Consider the following 22608-nt stretch of genomic DNA (forward strand, 5'->3'; position numbering starts at 1 on the left):
GCGTCACCTCCGCCGCCTCCCTCGTCCCGTCCCTGTTCTCGTATAGCTACGGCCAGGTGGCGAGTAACGCTGGGTGATGTTCCGGGCTGTCGTTTCCCCTCGTCGGCCGTCTCGTTGAGCTGAAGGGGTGATCTCGGCGAGAGGGCAGGGCGGTTGCGGCAGGACTGGGAGCCGGAGGACCTGATCGAGGTCTGGACGCTGCTCGAAGACGACATGAAGAAGGTGCGGAACAAGTCGGGGGCGACTCGGCTCGGGTTCGCACTGCTGCTGAAGTTCTTCGAGGTGGAGGCCCGGTTCCCGGAGGCGGCCAGGGAGGTTCCGGCCGCCGCGGTGGAGTACGTGGCCCAGCAGGTGAAGGTGCCGGCGGAGGCGTGGGCGGCGTACGGCTGGCAGGGTGACCGGATCAAGCGTGATCGCAAGGAGATCCGGGCGGCGTACGGGTTCCGGGCGATCACCGAGGAGGACCAGGAGCGGCTGGCCGGGTGGCTGGCCGCCGAGTTGTGCCCGGTGGAGCCGTCCGGCACGGTGCGGCGGGTGATCTTCCCGGTGGTCGGCGGGGAGAAGACGCTCAAGGCTCTCGCGGCGGAGGCCGCGGCGAACGAGGCCCGCTGCAAGGCCCGGGTCCGCACGGTGCTGCGTCGTCCTACTCGGCGCACTGGCGACGGATGCTCGCGCCGCTGCTGAAGGCGCTGGAGCTGAAGTGCGACAACACCGCCTACCGGCCGGTGATGGACGCGATCGACCTGCTGAAGCGGTACCTGGAGCAGCCGCTGAAGGAGGGCGCGTTCTTCGATCCGGCGGAGACGGTGCCGCTTCAGGGGGTGGTTCTCGATCAGTGGCGGGCGGCGGTGGTGGACGACAAGGGCCGTGTCGAGCGGATCCCGTACGAGCTGTGTGTCCTGGTGGCGCTGCGGGACGCGCTGCGCAGGCGGGAGATCTGGGTCGTGGGGGCGAACCGGTGGCGCAACCCGGAGGACGACCTGCCCGCCGACTTCGAGGACAACCGTGACGTGCACTATGCGGCCCAGGGCCAGCCGCAGGACGCGGGCGAGTTCATCACCGCGCTCCAGCGCAGGCTCCGCACGTCACTGGACCGGTTCGAGCAGGCCCTCGCGGAGGCACCACGGGTGGGGGTGGCGATCGTCAAGAAGCACGGCCAGCCGTGGATCAGGGTCTCGCCACGAGGCAAGCAGGAGGAGCCCGAGAGCCTGGTCGCCGTCAAGGGCGAGATCGAGCGACGCTGGGGCACCATCGATCTGCTGGACATCCTGAAGTACGCAGAGTTCGGCACCGACTTCATCGCCGAGTCCACCTCGGTGGCCACCCGCGAGAACCTGTCCAAGGACGTGCTGCGGCGCCGCCTGCTGCTGGTGCTGTCCACCAAGACGATCAACTGGGACCTGATCCGCCAGCAGCACGACCAGATCGTGAACTACACCACCGCCTTGCGCCTGGGCACCGCCGAAGCCGAGCAGGTCCTGCGCCGCTTCACCCGCGGCGGCCCCAGGACTCCACCTCCCAGGCGATCGAGGAACTCGGGCGGGCGGTGCGGACGGCGTTCGTCTGCGACTACCTGGCCGACGCCGAGCTGCGGCAGGAGATCCACGAGGGATCGCAGGTCGTGGAGAACCGGAACTCCGCGAACAAGGACCTCTTCTACGGCAAGGACGGCGACCTGGCCGGACAGGACAAGGAGTCCCAGGAGGTGTCCATGCTCGCCCTGCACCTGCTCCAGTCCGCCCTGGTCCACGTCAACACGCTGCTGATGCAGCAGGTTCTCGCCGACCCGAAGTGGGCCGACACCCTCACCGACGCCGACCGGCGGGCGCTCTCCCCGCTGTTCTGGACCCACGTGAACCCCTACGGCCGGTTCGAACTGGACATGAACAGATGCCTCGACCTGGACCTGACCGCCCGGGACGCCGTGCCCGGGCCGCGCACCCCCGAGGGCAGACCGGCTGCGGCCCCGGGGTGAGGAGCTGGGGCCCCGATCTCCCGACGAGTTCAGTCACCACTGCTCGGTCAGTGGGTAAGAGCCACGCTGGGCTCAGCCCCAGGTCTGGCCGGCCGGTTCCTCGATGGTGCGGTTGATCCGGTTGAAGAAGTTGGTCAGCGCGATCTCCAGGTTGATCGCGCCGATCCGTTCCTCGGTGAAATGGGCGTTGACCTCTTCCCAGATCTCGTCGGTGACGCCCTCCGCACCGTCCTGCGGCCGGGTGGCGGCCTCGGCCGGCGCCAGTGCCGCGCGCTCCGCATCGGTGTAGAACGGCGCCTCGCGCCACGCCGCCACGTTGTGCAGCCGCTCGTCGGTGTCACCGGCCTTCTTCCCCCCGGCGACACTGGCGTAGACGCATGCCGAGCAGCCGTTGATCTGGCTGGCGCGCAGGTGGACCAGCGCGAGCAGCTTCGGGTCGATGCCCCCGGCGCCGATCGCCTTGTGGAGGTGCTGGACCGCGGTCCACACATCGGCGTTGTTCGTGTTCTTGCTCTTGAGCCGGTTCTCCATGTGAGAGTGCTCTCCTTCATCGGGTTACGTTGCCGGGCTTGCGCCCGTCACCTCTATGACGGAGCAGCTTCGAGAGAGGTAACAACACGCCCGGCACCCATCCCACGGATCCGATTGCCGATGCCTTCGAGGCACACCGCGACCGGCTCCGAGCCGTCGCCCACCGCGTGCTCGTATCACACGCCGATGCGGAAGACATGGTCCAGGAGGCGTGGCTGCGTCTCTCCCGCCAGGACACCGACACCATCGACACCCTCGGCGGCCGGCTGACCACCGGGGTCGGCCGCATCAGCCTCGACGTCCTGCGGTCGGGCCGTACCCGCCCGGAAGTCTCCTTGGACGACCAACTGCCCCGAGTTCACCGTGACGCTCGACGAACACTCCCGCTCCGGAAGAGCTCGTGGCACTCGGGGACTGCGTCGGCCTCGCGCTCCTGACGGTCCTCGACTCGCTACGCCCGGACGAGCGGCTGGCGTTCGTGCTGCACGACGTGTTCGCCGTGCCCTTCGCGGAGATCGGCACCATTCTCGGCACGTCCGCCGACGCGACCAAGACGCTCACCAGCCGCGCCCGCAGGAAAGTACAAGCAGCCCAGCAGCCCGCGAGCGCCGGACGACAACGACGCGAGATGTTCCGCCTCGTGCGCGGTACCGGGCACATCCTCGACGTCCTGCACGCCGACCGGCTCGCCCTGCGCATCCATGACGGCGCGTTCTCCGCGGTGGACCTCACCGCCCGCCACCCTCGCACCGGCGAGCTGGTGTCCACGGTGAAGTTCATGGTGCAGACCCTCGCCGCAGGCGAACTCCAGCGTGACCTCCAGCGGGAGCTGACGTACGACGGACTGCGGGCCGCCGAGGCCAAGGGCAGCAAGGGCGGGCGCCGCCCTGCCGTCCCGGCCAGGAAGACCGACGCCGTGCGAACCCCGTACCTGGAGGGCCGCTCCATCGCAGCCCTCGCTCGCGAACACGGCGTCAGCCGCGGCGCCATCCGCACGGCCGTCGCCGACCTCATGCCCGAGCACACCGCCGCCGACGAGGACAGCCTGGCCCCGGAGCTGCCGGTCACCCTCGACATGCCGGGCAAGGTCGCCGACTTCCTCCGCGCCACCGAGCTAAAGCCCGCCGAGCGGGCCGCGCTCGACCACGGGGTGACCGTACGACGCGGCCAGGGCTGCTGAGCGCCGTGCCCACGGTCCACCGCCAGCTCCTAGCCCGCTGCCGGCCCCTCGACGGCACCCCGGCCATTCCGGCACAGCGAAAGGCCCGCCGCGAGTACGAGAACCGCGTCAACACCCTCATGGCCGACATCCAACGCTGAAGCGGCCGTCCAGGGCCGCAGCCCCGAACGTCACGCAGGACTACACGCCACCTGGCCGTAGCAATACGAGAACAGGGCCGTCCCCGGAGCCTTCGTGAGCCGGAGAGCCCCGGCTCACGAATAGGTGCGCCCCTTCCACGCCGCGCCCTCGCCCCGGTGGTGGCGGACCGCCGAGTCCACCGTCATCGCCAGATACAGCGTGGCCGTGACGGGCAGCAGGGGTGCGAGCCACAGCGGCTGGCGGTAGTAGCGCAGCATCGGCACATATGTCAGCGTCATCACCAGCCACGCCGCTCCGCCCGCCGGCGAGCCCGCGGCCGACCACACCGGCGGCACCAGGAACACCAGTGCCAGCCCCAGCACCGTGCCCACCAGCAGCAGCGGATTGTTGCGCAGCTGGGCATAGGCGCTGCGGGCCACCATCCGCCACAGCGGACGCAGGCCCGTGTACGGGCGCACGCTGGAGATCCCGTCGGCCAGTCCCAGCCAGATCCGGCCGCCCGACCGCTTGACCGCGCGGCCCAGCGTCACATCATCGATCACCGCGTCCTTGATGCTCTCCGGAAGCTCAGCGCGCACCACGGCCCCCGTACGCAACAGCGCGCATCCGCCCGCCGCCGCCGCCGTCCTGCCCGTGGGGCGGTTGACCCAGCGGAACGGGAAGAGCATGGCGAAGAAGTAGACGAACGCCGGCACGATCATCCGCTCCCAGCCGGTTGTCACCCGCAGCCGCGCCATCTGGGAGACCAGGTCCAGGTCGGCGGCGAGCGCCGCGCACACCAGGTGGCGCACAGTACCGGGGGCGTGGGCGATGTCCGCGTCCGTCAGCAGCAGAAAGTCCGGCTCGGCCCTGCCCGAGCGGGCCCGCTCGATGCCGTGCCGGACCGCCCACAGCTTGCCCGTCCAGCCCGGTTCGGGATCGCCCGGTGCGAGCACGGTCAACTGCGGCCCGTCCGGCACCTGTTCGGCCAGCTGCCGGGCCAGGGTGCCGGTGCCGTCCGTCGAACCGTCGTCCACCAGCAGGACCTCCAGGCGGCCCGGATAGTCCTGCCCCAGCAGAGACGGCAGGCTGACGGGCAGCACCCCGGCCTCGTCCCGCGCGGGCACCACCACGGCCACCGACGGCCACACCCCGTCGGCCGGAGCGCGCTCGGATCCCGGCGGCAGCCGTACATCCGTACGCCAGAAGAAGCCCTGCCCGAGCAGCAGCCACAGCCAGGCGGCCAGCGAGGCGAGCGGAACGACGGTGGTCCAGGTCAGCGCGCTCATCGGCGGCAGTCTGCCGTACGGAGCGTCCCGGCGGCACCGCGCCGCGTCGGGGCCGCGCGCCCGCCCCATCGCACCGTATGCCCGATCGATTACAGTTGCTCTCCGTGAAGATCGCGCTGCTGGACTCCGGAATCGGCCTCCTCGCGGCGGCAGCCGCGGTGCGCCGCGCACGCCCCGACGCCGACCTCGTGCTCTCCTGCGACCCCGACGGCATGCCCTGGGGACCCCGCGAAGCCGAGGACATCACCGCCCACGCCCTGCAGTGCGCGCGAGCCGCCGCCGCCCACCAGCCAGACGCGCTGATCGTCGCCTGCAACACGGCCTCCGTCCACTCCCTGCCCGCCCTGCGCGCCGAGCTGGAGCCCGCACTGCCCGTCATCGGCACCGTCCCCGCAGTCAAGCCCGCGGCGGCGGCTGCGGCACGTACCGGCGGACCGGTCGCCATCTGGGCCACCCCCGCCACCACCGGCAGCCCCTACCAGCGGCGCCTGATCGAGGAGTTCGGGCACGGCGCCGACATCACGGGCGTGCCCTGCCACGGGCTCGCCGACGCGATCGAAAGCGGTGACGAGCGGCGGATCGACGCCGCCGTGGCAGCCGCGGCCCAGCGCACCCCGCAGGGCGTCCCGACCGTCGTCCTGGGCTGCACTCACTACGAGCTGGTCGGCGCCCGCATCCGCGAGGCACTGCGCGGCTCCCGCACCGAGGGCCCGGTGCTGCACGGCTCGGCGGAGGCCGTGGCCGCACAGGCACTGCGCCGCGCCGGCGGCGGCCCCCGGCCGGACGCGGCGCCCACCGGCAGTCTCACCGTGCTGCACAGCGGCAAGGCCGCGGCCCTCCCCCGCGAGGCGCTCGTCTACGCCGAGGGCCGCCTCCTGGCCGCCGAGAGCGCGGCGCGAGGCTGACGGAGACCAACGCGCGGCCCGCGCGTGACCGGAGCGGACTGTGAGCGTCGGCAGCGGCCGTCCGCGTCCGGCGGGGGAGCGGGCACACCCTCTTCGGCGGCCCGTCCCCGCTCCCACTCCCGTACCGGACGGCTCGCTCCGGCATTCGTGGGGGGCGAGGGCGGCCTGTCCCGCACGGGCTGCCCGTGCGGGCACCGCGGAGTACGCTTTCCGGTATGACGGACCATCCCCAGGACGGCGCGACACCCGCCGAGGGTGGCGCCGAACGCCGCGATCACCACCACGAGGCCGCTCGTCCCGGCCACAGCTCCCCGGGACACGGCCACGTTCCCCACGTCTCCCACGCCCCCCATCTCCCGCACCTCCCGCACAGCCACGGCAGCGCCGGGGCCGCCGCGGAGGTGTGGACGGGGCGCGCGACCAGCCGCGTCCAGTGGCTCTTCGCCGCCCTCGGCGCTGCGTGCCTGGCCCTGGGCATCGACCTGGCCGTCGATGTCGCCTGGTCGGGCGGCCTCGCACCGCTGGTCATGTCCGTCGTCGGCTGTGTCGGCGCCGGTCTGCTGATCCTCTTCGGCACCCTCGCGTTCGTGCGGGTCCAGGTGAAGGTGGAGGGCGACACCCTGGAGGTGCGCTGCGGCCACGCGGGGCTGCCGCGCCGCCGCATTCAGCTGTGCGACATCGTCGAGGCCGACCACGCCCCCAGCGTCACCCCCAGACACTGGGGCGGCTGGGGCTACCGCTGGCGGCCCGAGAAGGGCACCGCCGTCATCGTGCGGCGTGGCGAGGGCCTGGTGCTGCGCCTGGGCGACGGCCGGGTCTTCACCGTCACGGTGGACGACGCCGAAGCCGCCGTCCGCCACATCCGCTCCCGCCTCACCGCGCAGGGCCACCTCAAGCCCGGCACCTGAGACCCGGCGTCCGGCGTCCGGGCCCGTTGTTCTGGGCCGGGGAGCGGGGATGCGGATCCGGGCGTCCTCACCACACGCCCGGCAGCGTCGCCTCCAGCACCGTCGGCCCGCCCGCCGGGCTGCTCAGCTCCACACTGCCGTCCAGGGCCGCCACCCGTCGGCGCACCCCCGGCAAGCCCGTGCCGCCGCTCTCGGCAGCGCCGCCCCGGCCCTCGTCCCGGACCCGTATCCGCAGCAGCCCCGCCGAGCGGGTCAGCTCCACCCAAGCCCGCTCGGCGCCGCTGTGCCTGGCCGCGTTCGACAGGGCCTCGGCGACGACGAAGTACGCCGCCGCCTCCACCGCGGCCGGCGCGCGTGTCCCGTCCTCGGGCCCGTCCGTCAGCCCCGCCACGGTGACCGTCACCTCCAGTGCGCTGCCCGCCGCCAGCGCCCGGACGGCGCCGGCCAGCCCCCGGTCGGTCAGAACCGGCGGATGGATGCCGCGTACCACGTGCCGCAGACCGGCCAGCGCCTCCTCGGCCTGGTCCTGGGCGTCGTCCAGCAGCTTGCGCGCCGCCTCGCCGTCCTGGCCGTAGGCCCGGCGCGCCAGGCCGATCCGCATCGAGAGCGCGACCAGGTGTGCCTGCGCGCCGTCGTGCAGATCGCGCTCGATACGCCGCAGCTCGGCGCCGTGCGCCGCGACGGCGCCCGCCCGGGTCGCCGACAGCTCCGCCACTCGTTCGGCGAGCCGCTCGCTGCGCGAGGGCAGCAGCAGGGTGCGGGAGAGGCGGGCCTCCAGGGAAGCGAGCCGCACGATCTGGGGCAGCAGCAGCGCGGGCCGTCCCGCGACGCCGCACCATATGCCGTCGGTCAACAGCGCCAACGGCCACAGCACCAGCGAGACATACCACAGCACCAGTCCGCAGACGAGCTGGGCGCCCAGCCAGCGCAGGTCACGGTAGGTGCCGGGATCAGTGCCCGCCGCGCGCACACGTGCCCACAGGGTGCCGTGGTCCAGGGGGAGATAGTTCTCGGGTATCGCCGCGCCGGCCCACGTCCCGCTCCTGCGCCGCTCGAAACCCGCGAGCGCGCGCAGCGCCCGTACGGTCTCCGGCAGCATCCCCGCTCCGAGTACGAGTGCCGTACCGACAGCGCCGGCGAGTACCAGCCCGGCCATGACGTAGCAGGCGACGCTCAGCCCAGCCCCCGTCAGCAGGTAGAGCGAGGCCCGGCCCGCGTTACGTAGTGCCTGACGCATGGTGAGAAGGCTAGGCGGGCGGGGCCGCCGGGGCGGTGGGGACAGCTACACCATCCTGCGGGGGGACCGCTCCTCCGTCTGCCCGCACGGGTCTCCACGGCAGGTCTCCTCGGGAGGTGTCCGCATCTGTTCACCGGTCCTCGTCCGAGGCGCCCGGAGCCTCGCCGCCGGCCGCCGGCGAGGTCCGGACGGCGGTCGTACCGGCCGCACGGCAAGTGCCCGGCCGACCACGGGCGCGCGCCTTCCGTGGCACGTAGGGTCCTCCCATGGGTACACCGGACTTCATCCGTGAGCTGCGGGTCTCCGCAGGTCACCAGCTGCTCTATCTCCCCGGCGTCAGCGCCGTCGTCTTCGACGAGCAGGGGCGGGTACTGCTCGGCCGCCGCGCCGACACCGGCGCCTGGTCGGTCATCGGCGGCATCCCCGAGCCGGGTGAACAGCCTGCCGACTGTGCCGTGCGGGAGGTCTTCGAAGAGACCAATGTGCGCTGCACCGCCGAGCGCGTGGCTCTGGTGGCGGGGCTGAAGAAGCCGGTCACCTATCCGAACGGCGACATCTGCCAGTACATGGACATCACCTTCCGCTGCCGGGCGACGCGCGAGGCGGCCGGTGTGGCCAGGGTCAACGACGAGGAGTCGGTCGAGGTCGGCTGGTTCGGCCCGGACGAGCTGCCGCCGCTGAAGGACTTCGCACGCTTGCGCATCAAGCAGGCCGCCCAGGAGGGACCCGCCTGGTTCGAGAGCCAGGTGTGGGAGCCAGCGGATTCCGGGGCCCCGGCGGAGCACGGGGACTGACCCCTCCCGAAGCGGCTCCCGGAGACCAGCCACCGGGACCGGGGCCCGGGACCTGAAGGCGGGCAGCTGGGCAGCCGGGGGCTCGGGGAGGGGAGCCGGTAGCCGGACCCAGGGAGTGCCCGTACTTGCGGCCCCCCGGGCGTCCTGCCTCCTTGGACCCGACCCGACCCGACCCGACCCGACCCGACCCGACCCGACCCGACCCGACCCCTCCGGCTCCGGGCGCCTCACAGCTTCCGGTAGTCGTACGCCTCCCCGGCCGCCGCGGCCACCGCGTCCAGGTCCGCGCCGCCCGCGGCTGTCACCACGGCGGCGACGGCGCCCTCGACCAGCGGCGCGTCCACCAGCCGGGCGGGCTCGGGCAGCTCATCGCCCTCGGCCAGCAGCGATTTGACGGTCAGTACGGCGCTGCCGAGGTCCACCAGGACAGCCACCCCGGCGCCGCCGTCCACGCGGTGCGCGGCGTCGGTGATCAGTTCGGAACTGGTGCCCAGGCCGCCGTCGGGCCCGCCGCCCGCACCCGCGACGGGCGCGTCGGCGACCCCGGCCAGCCCGGCGGCGAGCCGGGCCACCGAGTCGGCGACCTCCTTGCTGTGGGAGACCAGGACAATGCCCACTCGCCCGGATTCCGCTGCGGCCATGTTCACTCGCCTCCCTCGGACCCGGCGCCGGGGGCGCTGCCGGCCCCGGACTCGTCGGCTTCTGCCAGCGCCGCCAGCAGCAGCGCGGAGGAGGTCGCGCCCGGGTCCTGGTGCCCGATGCTGCGCTCTCCCAGATAGCTGGCGCGGCCCTTGCGGGCCTGGAGCGGAATGGTCGCCTCCGCGCCTTGCCCGGCGGCGGCCCGGGCGGCGCCGAAGTCCTTGCCGCCGTTCCCTTCCAGAGCCTCGACGGCGGGTAGCAGCGCGTCCAGCATCGTCTTGTCGCCCGCCGCGGCGCCGCCCAGCTGCGTCACCGCGTCCACGCCGGTACGCAGCGCCCCCGCCAGCTCCTCGCGGCCCACGCTCCGCGCGTCCCCCAGCGCCTTGCCGGTGCGGCGCAGCAGCGTGCCATAGAGCGGGCCCGAGGCTCCGCCGACCGTGGAGACCAGCTTCCTGCCCGCTGTCATCAGCACCGCGCCGGGCGTCGCCGGGAGGTCCTCGCGCAGCTCTTCGCGTACGGCGTCGAAGCCGCGGCGCATGTTGCCGCCGTGGTCGGCGTCGCCGATCGCCGAGTCGAGTTCGGTCAGCCGGTCCGCCTCGCGGTCCACCGCTCCCGCCATCGCGGTCATCCAGCGTGCGAAGAAGGCCGCGTCCAGCGCCTCGGCGCCCTCGCCACCGCCGCCGGGCCCGCCGGCGTCGTCAGTCACCATGCCGCTCACCACTGCTCCTTCACCACTGTCGTGCTCGTGTTCTTCATCCGGTGCCGGTCCCGGCACTCTTCCGGTACCGGGATCGGCACCGGCACTGTTTGCGATACTGCCTGCGTCTTCGCCGTACCGCTCTGTGCGCTTCCCGTATGGCTCTCGCTGCCGGACCGCCCGCGGCCCGGTGCGCTCACGCGCCCCAGCGCAGGCCCGGTGCGCTCACGCGCCCCAGCGCAGGCCCGGCGTACGCACCGGAGCGTCCCACAGCCGCAGCAGCTCCTCATCGGCCCGGCACAGCGTGACCGAGGCGCCCGCCATGTCCAGCGAGGTCACATAGTTGCCGACGAGGGTACGGGCGACCGGAACCCGGCGCTGACCCAGGACCCGGTGGACCTCGGCGCAGAACCCGTACAGCTCGATCAGCGGCGTCCCGCCCGCGCCGTTCACCAGCGCCAGCACCGGCCCGTCGGGCGCCAGGTCCTCCAGTACGGCGTCAACGCAGAAGTCCGCGATCTCACCCGAGGTCATCATCGCCCGCCGTTCACGGCCCGGCTCACCGTGGATACCGACGCCCAACTCCAGCTCCCCGGCGGGCAGATCGAAGGTGGGGCCGCCCTTGGACGGGGTCGAGCAGGCGCTCAGCGCCACCCCGAAGCTGCGGGTGGAACCGGCCACCTGGCGGGCCACCGCCTCCACACGCTCCAGCGGCGCCCCCTCGGCGGCCAGAGCCCCGGCGATCTTCTCCACGAACAGGGTGGCCCCGGTGCCCCTGCGGCCCGCGGTGAAGGTGCTGTCCGTGACCGCGACATCGTCCTCGACCAGCACCTTCGCGACGCGTACCCCCTCGTCCTCGGCCAGCTCGGCGGCCATGTCGAAGTTGAGGACGTCCCCGGTGTAGTTCTTGACGACGAACAGCACACCTTCGCCGCTGTCCACGGCAGCCGCGGCGGCGACCATCTGGTCGGGTACGGGCGAGGTGAAGATCTCCCCGGGGCACGCGGCGTCCAGCATGCCGGGGCCGACAAAGCCGCCGTGCAGCGGCTCGTGCCCCGAGCCGCCGCCCGAGACCAGCGCCACCTTGCCCGCCACGGGTGCGTCCCGCCGCACCACCACCCGTTTGTCCACATCCACGGTCAGCTCCGGATGCGCCAGCGCCATGCCCCGCAGCGCGTCGGGGACCACGGACTCGGGGACGTTGATCAACATTTTCATGTGTACCTCCGGGAACGTCAGCGGTAGTGCTGCTAGCTCGAACTGTGCAGGTCAGGCCGGTTACGGTCAACCTTCGCGCCTGGCGACGCGCGGCGCCCCGCGGCGGCCTCGCGTTGGTGCCCCGGCCAGCGGCGCCGGGCGGCTGCGCAGCCTGGATGACAATCACTCGGAAGTGACCTTGCCAACCCCGACGTTTTTATGACTTCTTCGCCCGCTCGCGCGCGGCGGCGAGCTGCGGGTCCTTCTTCGCCAGCGCGGGCAGATCTGGCTCGGGCGGGGTGAGGGTCTGGATGAGTCTGTCGAACTTGCCGGCTGTGCCCTCGGCGTCATCCAGGGCATCACCGGGGGAGATGTCGTCGAGCTCGGGCCCGACGCTCTTGAGCTTCTTGCGCCAGGCGACGAGCAGCCCGTCGGCCGCGGGAACGCCGGATCGCCCCAGCTGCTCCAGATCGAGTTCGGCCGCGTCCACCTCCGCCGAGGTAGCGGAGATGTAGCTGATGGCGAGGAAGTCGGCGGACTCGCCCGCCTCCTTGTCCGGGTGCCTGATCTCCTTCAGGTCCTTGGCGCTGTCCTTGCGGACACCCTTGAGGGCGGTCGTCGCCTCGCACATGCCGCCGACCCACTTCACCAGCTCCTTCGAGGGGGCCGGGTCGGCGTCGGTTTCGCCGACTCCGCCCCCGACGCACCGGCCTTCTCCTCCGCCCCGCCTCCGCACCCCCCGAGGGCGAACTCCAGTGCGGCGGCCACCACGGCGGCACTCCCCGTCTTGAACATCCCACGACCTCTCTCCGTGCCGCGGCCCTGTCTCCCCGGGCCGGATGCCCACACCATGAGGCTGGTTCAGCCGGTCAGGGATTGTTCAGCCACCCAACTGCGGCCGTGAACAACGCCCGCCGGGAGAACACGCCGACTGCCCGGCCGGTCCGCTCCCGGGGAAGTAGCGGGGCGTCTTCGGGGTGTGGAGGATGGTGGTCATGGACGTCCGGCAGCTGGAGTACTTCCTCGCGATCGTGGATCACAGAGGTTTCAACCGGGCGGCGTCGGCGCTCTACCTCTCCCAGCCTTCGCTCTCGCAGGCCGTGCGGGGACTGGAGCGGGATCTGGGCAGCGCGCTGTTCCACCGGATCGGCCGCCGGGCGGTGCTCACCGAGGCGGGTACGGCGCTGATCGAACCCGCGCTGGCCGCGCTGCGCAGCCTGGAGACGGCTCGTGCCAGCGTCGCGGCCGTGCACGAACTCCGTGCGGGGCGGGTGGATGTCGCCGCCATGCCCTCCCAGGCGTTCGGCCGGTACGTCGAGCAGCGCACCGTGGAGTACGAGGCCCTCTTCGCGAAGGTCGCGACGTGCGAGGACCTGGTCGAGGTGCTGGTGGATCTGTCCAGGGAGGACCCTCCCGGTATCGCAGTGCGGTCCTCGGCTTCGAGTTGCACCTGGCGGCGCTGCGCGATCCCGCTCTGCGGACGCTGACACACATGGACCGAGGCCGGCCGCGCCGTGCTGGCCCGCTTCACCGGGCCGGAGACCGCCGCACGCCTGGACGCCCTGCTGGAAGGGATGATCATGCACGCGCCGCTGGCGATGGAGCCGGAGTCGCGTGAGCGGACGCGCGCGGCCATCGTGCGGACCGTCATCCCGGACGGTGAAGCGGAGACCTGAGGTGAACGCCCGCGCGGACGGCCCGTGCCCGCCAGAGACCCGGGCGGCCGGGCGGACGACGTACGCGGTCGGCCGACGCTCCGGCCGCACACTCGGCACAGCGAGGAGATTCCCATGCCGGCCGACCCGCCCGTGATCTCGGTCAGTGATGCCGAACTGCGCGACCTCCGCGCTCGGTTGCGGGCCAGCAGACGGCCCGAGCTCTGGCCTGTCGAGCTGGGAGGCCGGGACCGGTGGCGCGGAACTCCGCCGCCTCGTCGCCCGTTGGGCCGGCGGACTTCTGCCGGCGGCTGGTCCAGCCGCTCGTGGCGTACGCAGCCGGTTCGGCTCAAAGTTGCCGCAAGGCCGTCGTGGTGCGAGCGCGGAGGGTTAGGATCACGGCGTGATCACGGCTTGGCTGCCTTCCAGGGTGCAGCGGCCCCGCCCACTCGCGGGTCCGCTGCTTCTGCTGTGGGTGGCCGTTCTGCTGTTCGGGCTTGTGGTCGTGCACGCGATAAACGCGGAGAGCGCCCAGGGCCACTCCGCGCTGAGCGCGGTGGCGTCACCGCTCGCCGTCACGCGGCACCTCCCCGCAACGGACTCCGGGCGTCCGGGCAGCGCTGTGCGGGCCGATGCGCCGTGTGAGGAAGACGGGGATCACGGAGAGCACGGAGCCGCCTCGCATCCGGCCGAAGAATGCGTATCCGGACAGCCCCAGCACACACTCCCGCTCCCCGCACCCTGCTCGGTGCCCCTGGCCTGGTGCTCCACCAGAGCGTCGGCGCACAGCCCGGTGACGGCCGCGGCAGGGCCGGGCCCTGCCCCGTGGCCGGCTGCCAGAAGCACGGTGATCCAGCAGGTGTAGAAGCCGCTCTCCGGCTGCCGCTCGCCCCTGCCCTCTTCCCTCCCGTACGTGGAGTCCTCGTACGCCGGTGCCCTGTATGCACAGTGCTCCCGTACGCCCAGTGCCCCGTACGCCGGTGTCTTCCCCTATGCCGCTGTCCGTACGGCGGCACGGGCGCCCTCCATGGAAGCCCCCGCGTACGCCTGATCGCGAGCTGATCGCGTCGTGCGGAGACCGTGTGCGGGCGCCCCGTGTCGGGCCATCCGCGTGCCGTGAGTTCGCCTCACGGGGCGGGGTCAACGGGGCTGACGGGGCTCGCGCGCCGCAGCCGGAGGACGGACGCGCTCCCCGGTCCTTCCGGGCGCGTACCCCTGTCCTTCCGCACTCTGTCCGCCGCTGATACCCGCTGCCCGCCGGACCCGTTCTGGAGCATCGAACGGGGCGCGGGGCGGGGTACCGAATGAGAGCGACATGCATCAGTCTTTGACCACGGCCACCCACGCCGTCCTCCCGATTCGGCCGCAGCTGTCCGGCCTCGTGGGCAACACGCCCGTGGTGCGGGTCTGCGAGCCGTTCACGCCGCCGGACCGGGGCTTCTGGGCGAAGCTGGAAGGCTTCAACCCGGGCGGTATCAAGGACCGCCCCGGCCTGCACATGGTCGAACGGGCCCGAGCGCGCGGGGAGTTGGCGCGGGGGGCCCGGATCGTCGAGTCCACCAGCGGCACGCTGGGGCTGGGGCTGGCCCTGGCCGGACTCGTCCACGGGCACCCCGTCACCCTCGTCACCGATCCGGGCCTGGAGCCGTCCATGTCCCGTCTGCTGAGCGCCTACGGGGCGCGGGTCGAGATCGTCACCGAGCCCCATCCCGTGGGCGGCTGGCAGCAGGCGCGCCGCGAGCGCGTGCGCGAGCTGCTGGCGCGGGAGCCCGGCGCCTGGTGCCCGGACCAGTACAACAACCCCGACAACACGAGCGCCTACACCTCGCTCGCCCTCGAACTCGCCGCCCAGGTAGGGCATATCGACGCCCTGGTGTGCAGTGTGGGTACCGGCGGTCATTCCGCGGGCGTCTCCCGTGTGCTGCGCCAGCTCTACCCCGGCATGCGGCTGGTCGGTGTCGATACGACCGGCTCGACCATCTTCGGACAGCCCGCGCGTACCCGGCTGATGCGCGGGCTCGGCTCCAGCATCCACCCGCGCAACGTCGCCTACGAGCACTTCGCCGAGGTGCACTGGGTGGCCGCCCCCGAAGCGGTATGGGCGTGCCGCCGGCTGGCCGCTTCGCACTACACGACCGGCGGCTGGAGCGTGGGCGCGGTGGCACTGGTCGCGGGCTGGGTTGCCCGCCAACTGCCCTGCGACGCACGGGTGGTGGCGATCTTCCCGGACGGTCCGCAGCGCTACCTCTCGACCGTCTACGACGACGACTACTGCGCCCGGCACGGTCTGCTGGGCGCCGCGCCCGCGCCGGAACCGGAGACGCTGGGCCGCCCGGACGAGAAGGAGGCGGTGGCCTGGACGCGGTGCGCCCTCGTCGTGGACCCGCTCGCGGGAGGTGCCCGGTGAAGGGGAACCTCGCGCAGCTGCGCTCCTACGAACGCGGTGTCCAGCTCCTGATGGTCAACCAGTTCACCATCAACCTGGGCTTCTACATGCTGATGCCCTACCTGGCGCAGCATCTGTCCGGCACGCTGGCGCTGGCCGGCTGGCTGACCGGGTTCATCCTGGGCGTGCGCAATTTCAGCCAGCAGGGCATGTTCCTCTTCGGGGGCGCGCTGGCCGACCGGTTCGGCTACAAGCCCCTGATCGTGGCCGGTTGTGTGCTGCGCACGCTCGGCTTCGCGACGCTCGGACTCGTCGAGTCGCTGCCCGCGCTCTTCGCCGCCTCGGCCGCGACGGGGCTCGCGGGAGCGCTGTTCAACCCGGCGGTCCGGGCCTATCTGGCGGCCGGCGCGGGGGAGCGCAGGGTCGAGGCGTTCGCTCTGTTCCAGGTCTTCTACCAGGCCGGAATCCTGCTCGGCCCCCTCGTGGGCATGGTGTTGACCGGTATCGATTTCCAGGTCACCTGCCTGGTGGCGGCCGGAATCTTCGCCGCGTTGAGCCTGGTCCAGCTCCGCGCGCTGCCCGCCCGCGGAGGGCAGGGCCAGGGCCGAGGGGCGGGCAAGCGGGAGAGCGTGCTCGCCCAGTGGCGCGGGATCGCCGCCAATCGGCCGTTCCTCCTCTTCTCCACGGCCATGATCGGCTCCTATGTACTGTCCTTCCAGGTCTACCTCTCCCTGCCGCTGGAGGTCCGGCGGCTGAGCGGCGCGGGCCAGCCGGGAACGGTGGCGGTGGCGCTGCTGTTCGCGGTCTCGGGGCTGAGCACGATCCTCTTCCAGACGAGGGTCACCGCCTGGTGCGGGGCCAGGGTGGAGCCCGGCCAGGCATTGGCGCGCGGGCTCGCCTGTATGGGGGCCGCGTTCTTGCCACTGCTGGCCTCGACGGCTGTGCCGGTGCCGGAGGAGGGGGCGGGGCGCTGGCTGCTCGCGGCGATCCCCGGCGCGCTCGCCGCGCTGTTGCTCGCATTCGGCACGATGCTGGCGTTCCCCTTCGAGATGGACACGATCGTCCGCCTCTCCGGCGATCGCCTCGTCGCCACGCACTACGGGTTCTACAACACCATCTGCGGAGTTGGCATCACTCTGGGTAACCTCCTCACCGGCGCCGCACTCGACGCCGCACGCGCGGCGGGGATGCCCGCGCTGCCGTGGGTGGCTTTGACGGCGCTCGGCCTCGCATGCTCCGCCGCGCTCTACGGGTTGCGCCGCACGGGCCGGCTGGCCCCCTCCGCGCCGCCCGCCCCACGGCCCGCGACGGCCTGACGGGCAGCGGGGCCCGCCGTGCCGATCCCCGACCGGTACGGCCTCGTGTCGGCGCCCCGGCTCCCGTGTCGGCCGCCCCGGCTCCCGTGTCGGCCGCCCCGGCTCCCGTGTCGGCGCCGCGACTCCTGTGCCGGCGCCCCGCGCTGTGCCGCTCTCCGGTCCCGAGCGCGCCTCGGGGCCGGGCGGGCGTGCGCGGGGTGCCTGATCTGTTCGGGGTGCTCGCGGCGGGGTTCCGGAGCGGGCCGACCGGTGAACGGTGCGCTCATGCGCCCTGGCACGCGGTGAGGGCGAGGGCCCGGAGATGTGAAGCGACCCATAGGAGCCACGTCACTCACGAAGCGGCTTCGTATGTCCGGTATGGGTGGATCGGTCTGCTGGCGTTCGTCGTCCGTTCGGCAGTCAAAGTCGGACGAAAGCGGATAGTACGTCACATATTTGTTCCCCCTGGGGGGTGACCTCCACGGTGGGGGCCAGGTCGCACGGCGTCGGGAACGAACCCGGTCCGCCACCGCCTCTCCCGGCACCCGCGACCGACACGTCCCCTGCGAAAGGCTTCCGCTCGAATGCGTACTGCGATCACCGGCATCACCCGCAACGCCAAGTTCGCCCGTCTCGCCACCGTCGGCGGTACCGCCGTGGGCACCGCGGCCATCGCGGTCTCCGCCCTCTCCGGTACCGCCCACGCCGCCGAGGGCGCGGCCAAGCCCGCTGACAAGCCGGTGAGCGTCCAGACCGCCGCGACCACTGCCCAGCACGTGGACGCCCAGGCCGCGAAGGCCGCGAAGGCTCACAAGGCCGACAAGGCCGGCGCCAAGGGGTATGCCGACAACCTGGACGGCTGGATCCGTGAGGCGCGGGCCATCATGAAGAAGCACCACATCCCGGGCTCCTACGAGGGCATCAAGAAGAACATCATCCGTGAGTCGGCCGGTGACCCGAACGCCATGAACGGCTGGGATGTCAACGCCAAGAAGGGCACGCCGTCCAAGGGCCTGCTCCAGGTGATCCAGCCGACGTTCGACCAGTACCACGTCAAGGGCACCGCCGATAAGCTGACCGACCCGGTCGCCAACATCGTCGCCGCCTGCAACTACGCGGCCGACCGCTACGGCTCCATGGACAAGGTCAACTCCGCCTACTGAGTCACTCCGCCCCGGCCGGGCGCCCCGGCCACTCCGGCCAACTGAGGCTCCGTGCGGGCGAGCCCACCCGCTCGCCCGGCACGCACCGGCCACCCCGCGCAGCCCTGTCACGGTGACAGGGCTGCACCTGTATCCCGGCGCACAACGGACGGCCTCCCCGGTGCGCGACGGCCTTCCGGCGCACAGCGGCACCCCGGCGCGCCTTGGGAGGCGTCAGCCGTAGCGCCGCATTTCATGGAAGAAGCCCGGCACGGTGGCGAGTTCTCCGGACTCCGCCACCGTGTCGTAGACGTGTTTCGCCACCGCCATGTCGAGCACGCCCAGGCCGAAGGGCGAGAAGATCACCGGCCGGTCGGCAGGGACGCCGACCCGGCCTTCCAGTACGTCGAAGAGCGTGCCGTCGAGAAAGTCGCGCCCGCCGGTGCGCTGCTCGGCCAGGTGCGGCGAGGTGTCCGCCTTCAGGCAGTGGTCGATGTCGTCGACGACGTTGCAGGAGGCCGTGATGATCTCGGGCGCGAGGTCGCGCAGTGAAATGTGCAGCACCAGCGGATGGTGGGCGAACAGTCCGGGGTCGAAAATGTGCGGCTCACCCGCGACGGTGGCCAGCACGATCAGGTCCGAGGAGGTCAGCAGCGACTCGGCAGTGTCGTGCACCGTGACCGTGGCACCGCCGCTCGTGCTCAGCAGATGTTCCCGGAGCCCCTCGGCGTGCTCCCGCTTCAGGTCGAAGACCCCCACCTCGTCGAACGAGAGCCCGCTGCCCGTCAGATAGGTGTGGATGTAGCGGGCGATCAGGCCCGCCCCCAGGATGCCGACGCGGCGCGGGCGTAACCCGCGCCGCCCGGCCAGGGTCCCGGCGGCCAGCGCGGCGGAGGCCGCGGTGCGCGCCGCGCTGATGATGGAGCTCTCCAGGCAGGCGAACGGGTATCCGGTGTCGGGGTCGTTGAGGATGAGCACGGCCGAGGCGCGCGGGACACCGGCCTCGACGTTCTCCGGGAACGAGGAGATCCACTTGATGCCGTGCACGTTCACGCCGCCCTTCACCGAGGCGGGCAGCGCGATGATGCGGGACGAGGGCCGGTCGGGGAAGCGCAGGAAGCAGGAGTCCGGATTGACGGTGAGACCCTTGCCGTGCGTCCGGTAGGCGGCCTCCACCAGCGCGATGACCTGCGATTCCCGGCCGTGCAGGGCCGCGGCGACCTGTTCCCCGGAGATCACGGCGAAGGACGGGGCTTGGGACATGTCTCCAGCTCCAGAGTGTGAGAAAGCACGGGCGTGCGGTGCGGGCGCGGGCGCACGGGTGAGCGAGAGTGCGGCCCGTACGGATAGTGGTGTCCCGTCCCGGGCCGCGATGAACCCCTCAGGGGCGCGGCCCGGCCACGCCGGGGGCAGTCCCTTGAGTGACAGCGTCAGTGCGGGATGCCGTGCGGCTGTGGCGCACGGCGGGGCGGGGCGAGTTGAGGCTGCCCGGCCGGCTTGGTGGGGCTCCCTGTTCGCAGTGGGATCGCTCGCAGTATGGATTGGCGCATTGAACGCGCCTCCATGTAATGCCGTTCACAGCCGGATCTGTAATGCTGGTCACAGCCGAATCTGTAATGCCGGTCACATTCGGATCTGTAATTCCGGTCACAGTCGAATCGCGTCGGCGCCGCGCAGCGCCCCTCCGTATCGCCCTATCGCGTAGGCTGCAGCATCTATGAAGTGCCTTTGCGAGAAGCGGAGTTGGATGCATTCTCCCTTCTGCGGCGGGCTGTGACGGCAAGTCGGAGGTTCTCAATGTGAAGCGTCGGATGTCTTTACGCGGCGGGCTGTAATGGCGAGCCGGAGGTTCTCAGCGTGAACCGCCGGGTGAGCAGATGCGTTGTGAGCGGTGAGGAAGTTGCAAAAGATCGAGTTGAGTGGAGATCGCTGTGCCGTCGAGACCACGACAAAAGCCTTTCCGAGTGAACCGGCCATCGGAGAAGCCTCTGCCGATGCCTCCGCCGCAGTCCCCGGTGCAGGCTGCTGTCGACGACAGGATTACTCAGCGGAATGCTGTGCAGCTGCCTGCCGAGCAGGACGAGTTGGTTCAGGGTGGGCAGAATGCCGTGCGGATGACTTTCGAGCGGATTGCTGCCAGACAGGTCACTGTCGGACCGTCACCCGCCAGGCAGGTCATCCGGGCTCAGGGCGAGGCCGCCCGAGAGGTCAGGGGGCGCGGGGGACTTGACCGCTCGCCTTCGAAACCGGCGACTTCTGTCGAGAGGGGTGACGGCAACGGGCCGGTCACGGCCTCGGAGCAGGCTGCTGTCGATAAGATTACTCAGCGGGATGCTGTGCAGATGGCTGCCATGCGAACCATTCTGGCTCGCGGTCAGAAGCAGGCTGCTGTGCAGAATCCTGCCGGGCAAGGCGAGTTGGCTCAGGGCGAGCAGCGGGATGCTGTGCAGAAGGACGCCAAGCGAGACACTCTGTATCGTGCCGCCCGAATTGCCGGGGACCTTGGCTACTCGCCCTCGAAATTGGCGGCCTTTATCCAGAAGGGCATCGGCGACGACAAGCCCGTGACATCCGTGGCTTCCTATCTCCCGCCGGGAACTGAAAGCAGGAACCCCTCTTCGCCTGCGCTCAGCCGGCAAACGGCTGCCAACGCCGCGCACATCCGCTCCGCTCCGAAGTCCCCTAAGAGGCAGGTGCGCTGAGGGGGCCTCATACAGATGGGCCTGAACCGTCCCCAGTAATGTGGCTCGTATCTCGGGATGGCGTCCTGCGGAGTGTGGAGGGCCCTCCACTCCCGGACACAGGCCAAGCGGAGAGGGTTGCGGGGCGCCCAGGGGCGGGTGACGGAGCCGAGACGCCCCGCCCGCGAATCACGTTGGGCAAAACCATTGTGGTCCTGGCCGACACCAACCTTCGACCCTGGGCGCGAGCGCGAACTGCTCGGCTCGTTGCCGCGCACCTCGGCTACGACCTGATCCTCTTCGCACCGCCGCCGTACACGAACACCATCCTGTTCCTGGCCTTCGTACCGTCCGTGCCCGCATTCGCCGTCCTCCAGGTACGCGCCGAGCCGAAGGTCACGGCCCCAGCTGCGCGGCGTGACAGTCCGCCGAGTGCCAATGCTCCACATGAGAAGGCGGGTAGATGAGCAGCCGTGCCTCGTCCTCCGGTCCGCCGAGGTTCTACGGCGGCTGACTGATGGCGGGCGCGGACCCGGTCCGCTCGGCACGCGCCTCTGCGTCGAACTCGCCGCCAGGAGGCCCGCCGGCATCCCCACTGACTCCCTGCCCGCCCCAGCCTCCCCTTCGCGGACGGGCAGGGCTCCACTCTCCGTGTCCACGCTTCGTCGCGCGCACGGGCACCCGGCGTCGCCGGAGTGCTTGATTCCGAAAGCATTTGCTCGAAGGGCAGTCCGGCGAAAAACCCCGCGATAGTAGAATTCCATGGTTTCGGTCGCGACGGCCGAGACCGGTTGTCCTGCCGGCCCCCCGCTGGGGAGGTCTCGGCAGGACTGCGGTATGCCCGTGCTCCGCGAGCTACGGCAGACCGTTCAGTCAGGCTCGGGCCCTCTGGTGCCGAGCCTGAACCGCCCGGCCGCGCGCTACGGCGATCTTCCCGGCCAGGCGTTCGCCGGACTCGTAGACCATGTACGGGACGCCGTTCTCGGTGCCGAAGCTGGGGGCGGCGCTGCGGCCGTTGTCCGGCGCTCCGGAGGAGGAGTTGTAGAACCGGCCCAGGTGGCGCCGGAGGGTGAAGTCCTTGCCGACCTCGGTGATCATGAGGTCGCCGCCGCTCTCCTTGTCCTTGTTGTAGACGACGAAGGCGCTGCCGCCGCGCGTCAGGAGATGGGGGCCGCCCACGTTCACGGCTCCCACGTCTCCGTGGCGGATCAGCGGCTTCTGGTCGAAGGCCCAACTGCGGCCGTCCGCCGACCAGCCCCAGTGGATGTCACGGTGGTCGGTGGTGTTGTTCAGCATGAAGAGCATCACGAAGTGCGCCTTCTTCGACGGGATTTCGTGAGGGAAGACCCGTGCGTAGGAGGTCTCGGTGGTGCCGGACGGGAGCATGCCGGTGGTGAGGACGGTCTTGTCGTAGGTGAAGTGGATGCCGTCGGCCGACCGGGCGAGCCGCGTCGTGGTGTTCTCGCCGTGGAAGTAGAGCCACATCTCCCGCTGCTGCTCGTGCCACATGACGTGCGGTGAGGAGACGTGGCTGACCGAGTAGTGCGGTCGCCAGTCGCGGGAGACGATCGGGTTGCGGGGGTACTCGGTGTACGGGCCCTCGATGTGGTCGGCGTAGGCGAGGCAGATGCCGCCGGGCGCATCGTGCGGGGCGTAGTACAGGTAGTAGCGGCCGAGGGCGTTCTTGACGCGTCCGGATGTGCCCCGGATACAGGGGAAGATGATCTCGCCGGTGGGGTTGTAGTCCAGGTCGCCGGGGGTGAGCAGGGTGGAGACGTACCGGTAGTCGGGGAAGCCGCCCGGGGCCGTGGCCGCCGGGGCCGCGAGAGCGGGGGAGGCGCCCAGGCCGGCGGTGGCGAGAGAGCCGGCGGCGGCCTTCAGGATCAGCCGTCTGTCGTGACGCTGCGGTTCGTTCATGATTTCCTCCGGTGCCAGGGACGGTCGGGGAACAGGGGCGCGGGCGCGGCGGGTCCGGCG

Annotated in this window: 21 protein-coding genes and 2 pseudogenes; 14 read left to right on the forward strand and 9 right to left on the reverse strand. The window is 71.5% G+C overall.

Annotated elements, in window-relative coordinates; translation table 11 throughout:
• Window positions 1-153: 153 nt before the first annotated feature.
• The gene (locus ABD339_RS19415; protein ID WP_344567644.1) at window positions 154-684 is read left to right on the forward strand and encodes a DUF4158 domain-containing protein; all 531 of its coding nucleotides are present in this window, start codon (window positions 154-156) and stop codon (window positions 682-684) included.
• A 44-nt stretch (window positions 685-728) separates the two neighbouring features.
• Window positions 729-1975: pseudogene (locus ABD339_RS19420) on the forward strand (Tn3 family transposase).
• A 72-nt stretch (window positions 1976-2047) separates the two neighbouring features.
• On the opposite strand, the gene ABD339_RS19425 reads toward ABD339_RS19420, so the two are convergent.
• Window positions 2048-2506: a carboxymuconolactone decarboxylase family protein gene (locus ABD339_RS19425; RefSeq protein WP_344567645.1), complete on the reverse strand. Its 459-nt coding sequence runs from the start codon at window positions 2504-2506 to the stop codon at window positions 2048-2050.
• A gap of 167 nt (window positions 2507-2673) precedes the next feature.
• Between ABD339_RS19425 and ABD339_RS19430 the strand changes: the two genes are divergently transcribed.
• The 3 genes from ABD339_RS19430 to ABD339_RS19440 are packed head-to-tail and all read left to right on the forward strand — an operon-like array spanning window position 2674 to window position 3826.
• A complete protein-coding gene (locus tag ABD339_RS19430; RefSeq protein WP_344567646.1) occupies window positions 2674-2943 on the forward strand; it encodes a hypothetical protein in 270 nt (89 codons plus the stop codon).
• A complete protein-coding gene (locus tag ABD339_RS19435) occupies window positions 2907-3686 on the forward strand; it encodes a sigma factor-like helix-turn-helix DNA-binding protein (protein WP_344567647.1) in 780 nt (259 codons plus the stop codon). The genes ABD339_RS19430 and ABD339_RS19435 overlap by 37 nt, the downstream gene beginning before the upstream one ends.
• A gap of 5 nt (window positions 3687-3691) precedes the next feature.
• Window positions 3692-3826: a hypothetical protein gene (locus ABD339_RS19440; protein ID WP_344567648.1), complete on the forward strand. Its 135-nt coding sequence runs from the start codon at window positions 3692-3694 to the stop codon at window positions 3824-3826.
• A gap of 114 nt (window positions 3827-3940) precedes the next feature.
• On the opposite strand, the gene ABD339_RS19445 is transcribed toward ABD339_RS19440, so the two are convergent.
• On the reverse strand, window positions 3941-5095 hold the full coding sequence (locus tag ABD339_RS19445) for a glycosyltransferase (protein ID WP_344567649.1): 1155 nt from the start codon (window positions 5093-5095) through the stop codon (window positions 3941-3943).
• Between the two features lie 104 nt (window positions 5096-5199).
• Between ABD339_RS19445 and ABD339_RS19450 the strand changes: the two genes are divergently transcribed.
• A complete protein-coding gene (locus ABD339_RS19450; RefSeq protein WP_344567650.1) occupies window positions 5200-6000 on the forward strand; it encodes a glutamate racemase in 801 nt (266 codons plus the stop codon).
• A 215-nt stretch (window positions 6001-6215) separates the two neighbouring features.
• Window positions 6216-6908: a hypothetical protein gene (locus ABD339_RS19455; protein ID WP_344567651.1), complete on the forward strand. Its 693-nt coding sequence runs from the start codon at window positions 6216-6218 to the stop codon at window positions 6906-6908.
• Between the two features lie 67 nt (window positions 6909-6975).
• Here ABD339_RS19455 and ABD339_RS19460 read toward each other — a convergent pair whose 3' ends face one another.
• Window positions 6976-8145 carry a sensor histidine kinase gene (locus ABD339_RS19460; protein ID WP_344567652.1) on the reverse strand — a complete coding sequence of 390 codons (1170 nt, stop codon included), beginning with the start codon at window positions 8143-8145 and terminating at the stop codon, window positions 6976-6978.
• 266 nt (window positions 8146-8411) lie between these two features.
• Here ABD339_RS19460 and ABD339_RS19465 point away from each other — a divergent pair, with 266 nt between their 5' ends.
• On the forward strand, window positions 8412-8939 hold the full coding sequence (locus ABD339_RS19465) for an NUDIX hydrolase (RefSeq protein ID WP_344567653.1): 528 nt from the start codon (window positions 8412-8414) through the stop codon (window positions 8937-8939).
• Window positions 8940-9166: 227 nt separating this feature from the next.
• Here the strand turns inward: ABD339_RS19465 and ABD339_RS19470 are convergent, their stop codons facing one another.
• The 4 genes from ABD339_RS19470 to ABD339_RS19485 all read right to left on the reverse strand — a co-directional run bounded on the left by ABD339_RS19470 (window position 9167) and on the right by ABD339_RS19485 (window position 12121).
• Entirely contained in the window at window positions 9167-9580 is a 414-nt protein-coding gene (locus ABD339_RS19470) for a PTS-dependent dihydroxyacetone kinase phosphotransferase subunit DhaM (RefSeq protein WP_344567654.1), read from the reverse strand.
• A 2-nt stretch (window positions 9581-9582) separates the two neighbouring features.
• Window positions 9583-10287 (reverse strand): dihydroxyacetone kinase subunit DhaL, encoded by a 705-nt coding sequence (dhaL, locus tag ABD339_RS19475; protein WP_344567655.1) that lies wholly within the window; start codon window positions 10285-10287, stop codon window positions 9583-9585.
• Between the two features lie 213 nt (window positions 10288-10500).
• Window positions 10501-11493 carry a dihydroxyacetone kinase subunit DhaK gene (dhaK, locus tag ABD339_RS19480; protein WP_344567656.1) on the reverse strand — a complete coding sequence of 331 codons (993 nt, stop codon included), beginning with the start codon at window positions 11491-11493 and terminating at the stop codon, window positions 10501-10503.
• A 196-nt stretch (window positions 11494-11689) separates the two neighbouring features.
• A complete protein-coding gene (locus ABD339_RS19485; protein ID WP_344567657.1) occupies window positions 11690-12121 on the reverse strand; it encodes a hypothetical protein in 432 nt (143 codons plus the stop codon).
• A gap of 346 nt (window positions 12122-12467) precedes the next feature.
• On the opposite strand from ABD339_RS19485, the pseudogene ABD339_RS19490 reads away from it, so the two are divergent.
• The 5 genes and pseudogenes from ABD339_RS19490 to ABD339_RS19510 form a co-directional block, all read left to right on the forward strand.
• A pseudogene (locus ABD339_RS19490) lies at window positions 12468-12773 on the forward strand (LysR family transcriptional regulator); the annotation flags it as partial.
• A 213-nt stretch (window positions 12774-12986) separates the two neighbouring features.
• A complete protein-coding gene (locus tag ABD339_RS19495; RefSeq protein WP_344567658.1) occupies window positions 12987-13148 on the forward strand; it encodes a hypothetical protein in 162 nt (53 codons plus the stop codon).
• 1294 nt (window positions 13149-14442) lie between these two features.
• Window positions 14443-15534 (forward strand): PLP-dependent cysteine synthase family protein, encoded by a 1092-nt coding sequence (locus ABD339_RS19500; protein WP_344567659.1) that lies wholly within the window; start codon window positions 14443-14445, stop codon window positions 15532-15534.
• Window positions 15531-16829, forward strand: a complete 1299-nt coding sequence (locus ABD339_RS19505; RefSeq protein WP_344567660.1) for an MFS transporter — start codon at window positions 15531-15533, stop codon at window positions 16827-16829. Before ABD339_RS19500 ends, ABD339_RS19505 begins: the two co-directional genes overlap by 4 nt.
• A 563-nt stretch (window positions 16830-17392) precedes the next feature.
• Window positions 17393-17971, forward strand: coding sequence for a transglycosylase SLT domain-containing protein (locus tag ABD339_RS19510; RefSeq protein ID WP_344567661.1), 579 nt, complete (start codon window positions 17393-17395; stop codon window positions 17969-17971).
• Between the two features lie 213 nt (window positions 17972-18184).
• Here the strand turns inward: ABD339_RS19510 and sbnB are convergent, their stop codons facing one another.
• Window positions 18185-19213 carry a 2,3-diaminopropionate biosynthesis protein SbnB gene (gene sbnB / locus ABD339_RS19515; protein ID WP_344567662.1) on the reverse strand — a complete coding sequence of 343 codons (1029 nt, stop codon included), beginning with the start codon at window positions 19211-19213 and terminating at the stop codon, window positions 18185-18187.
• Window positions 19214-19869: 656 nt separating this feature from the next.
• Between sbnB and ABD339_RS19520 the strand changes: the two genes are divergently transcribed.
• On the forward strand, window positions 19870-20652 hold the full coding sequence (locus ABD339_RS19520) for a hypothetical protein (protein WP_344567663.1): 783 nt from the start codon (window positions 19870-19872) through the stop codon (window positions 20650-20652).
• 852 nt (window positions 20653-21504) lie between these two features.
• Here ABD339_RS19520 and ABD339_RS19525 read toward each other — a convergent pair.
• Window positions 21505-22548, reverse strand: coding sequence for a glycoside hydrolase family protein (locus ABD339_RS19525; protein WP_344567664.1), 1044 nt, complete (start codon window positions 22546-22548; stop codon window positions 21505-21507).
• Between the last annotated feature and the right edge of the window lie 60 nt (window positions 22549-22608).

Source organism: Streptomyces axinellae (genome assembly GCF_039532135.1).
Lineage (GTDB): Bacteria > Actinomycetota > Actinomycetes > Streptomycetales > Streptomycetaceae > Streptomyces > Streptomyces axinellae.

Bases quoted from the DNA above. Each gene is read 5' to 3' on its own strand.
- ABD339_RS19425 (WP_344567645.1), bottom strand. From the start codon at position 2,506: ATGGAGAACCGGCTCAAGAGCAAGAACACGAACAACGCCGATGTGTGG.
- ABD339_RS19445 (WP_344567649.1), bottom strand. From the start codon at position 5,095: ATGAGCGCGCTGACCTGGACCACCGTCGTTCCGCTCGCCTCGCTGGCC.
- ABD339_RS19455 (WP_344567651.1), top strand. From the start codon at position 6,216: ATGACGGACCATCCCCAGGACGGCGCGACACCCGCCGAGGGTGGCGCC.
- ABD339_RS19460 (WP_344567652.1), bottom strand. From the start codon at position 8,145: ATGCGTCAGGCACTACGTAACGCGGGCCGGGCCTCGCTCTACCTGCTG.
- ABD339_RS19465 (WP_344567653.1), top strand. From the start codon at position 8,412: ATGGGTACACCGGACTTCATCCGTGAGCTGCGGGTCTCCGCAGGTCAC.
- ABD339_RS19470 (WP_344567654.1), bottom strand. From the start codon at position 9,580: ATGGCCGCAGCGGAATCCGGGCGAGTGGGCATTGTCCTGGTCTCCCAC.
- dhaL (WP_344567655.1), bottom strand. From the start codon at position 10,287: ATGGTGACTGACGACGCCGGCGGGCCCGGCGGCGGTGGCGAGGGCGCC.
- dhaK (WP_344567656.1), bottom strand. From the start codon at position 11,493: ATGAAAATGTTGATCAACGTCCCCGAGTCCGTGGTCCCCGACGCGCTG.
- ABD339_RS19500 (WP_344567659.1), top strand. From the start codon at position 14,443: ATGCATCAGTCTTTGACCACGGCCACCCACGCCGTCCTCCCGATTCGG.
- ABD339_RS19510 (WP_344567661.1), top strand. From the start codon at position 17,393: ATGCGTACTGCGATCACCGGCATCACCCGCAACGCCAAGTTCGCCCGT.
- sbnB (WP_344567662.1), bottom strand. From the start codon at position 19,213: ATGTCCCAAGCCCCGTCCTTCGCCGTGATCTCCGGGGAACAGGTCGCC.
- ABD339_RS19525 (WP_344567664.1), bottom strand. From the start codon at position 22,548: ATGAACGAACCGCAGCGTCACGACAGACGGCTGATCCTGAAGGCCGCC.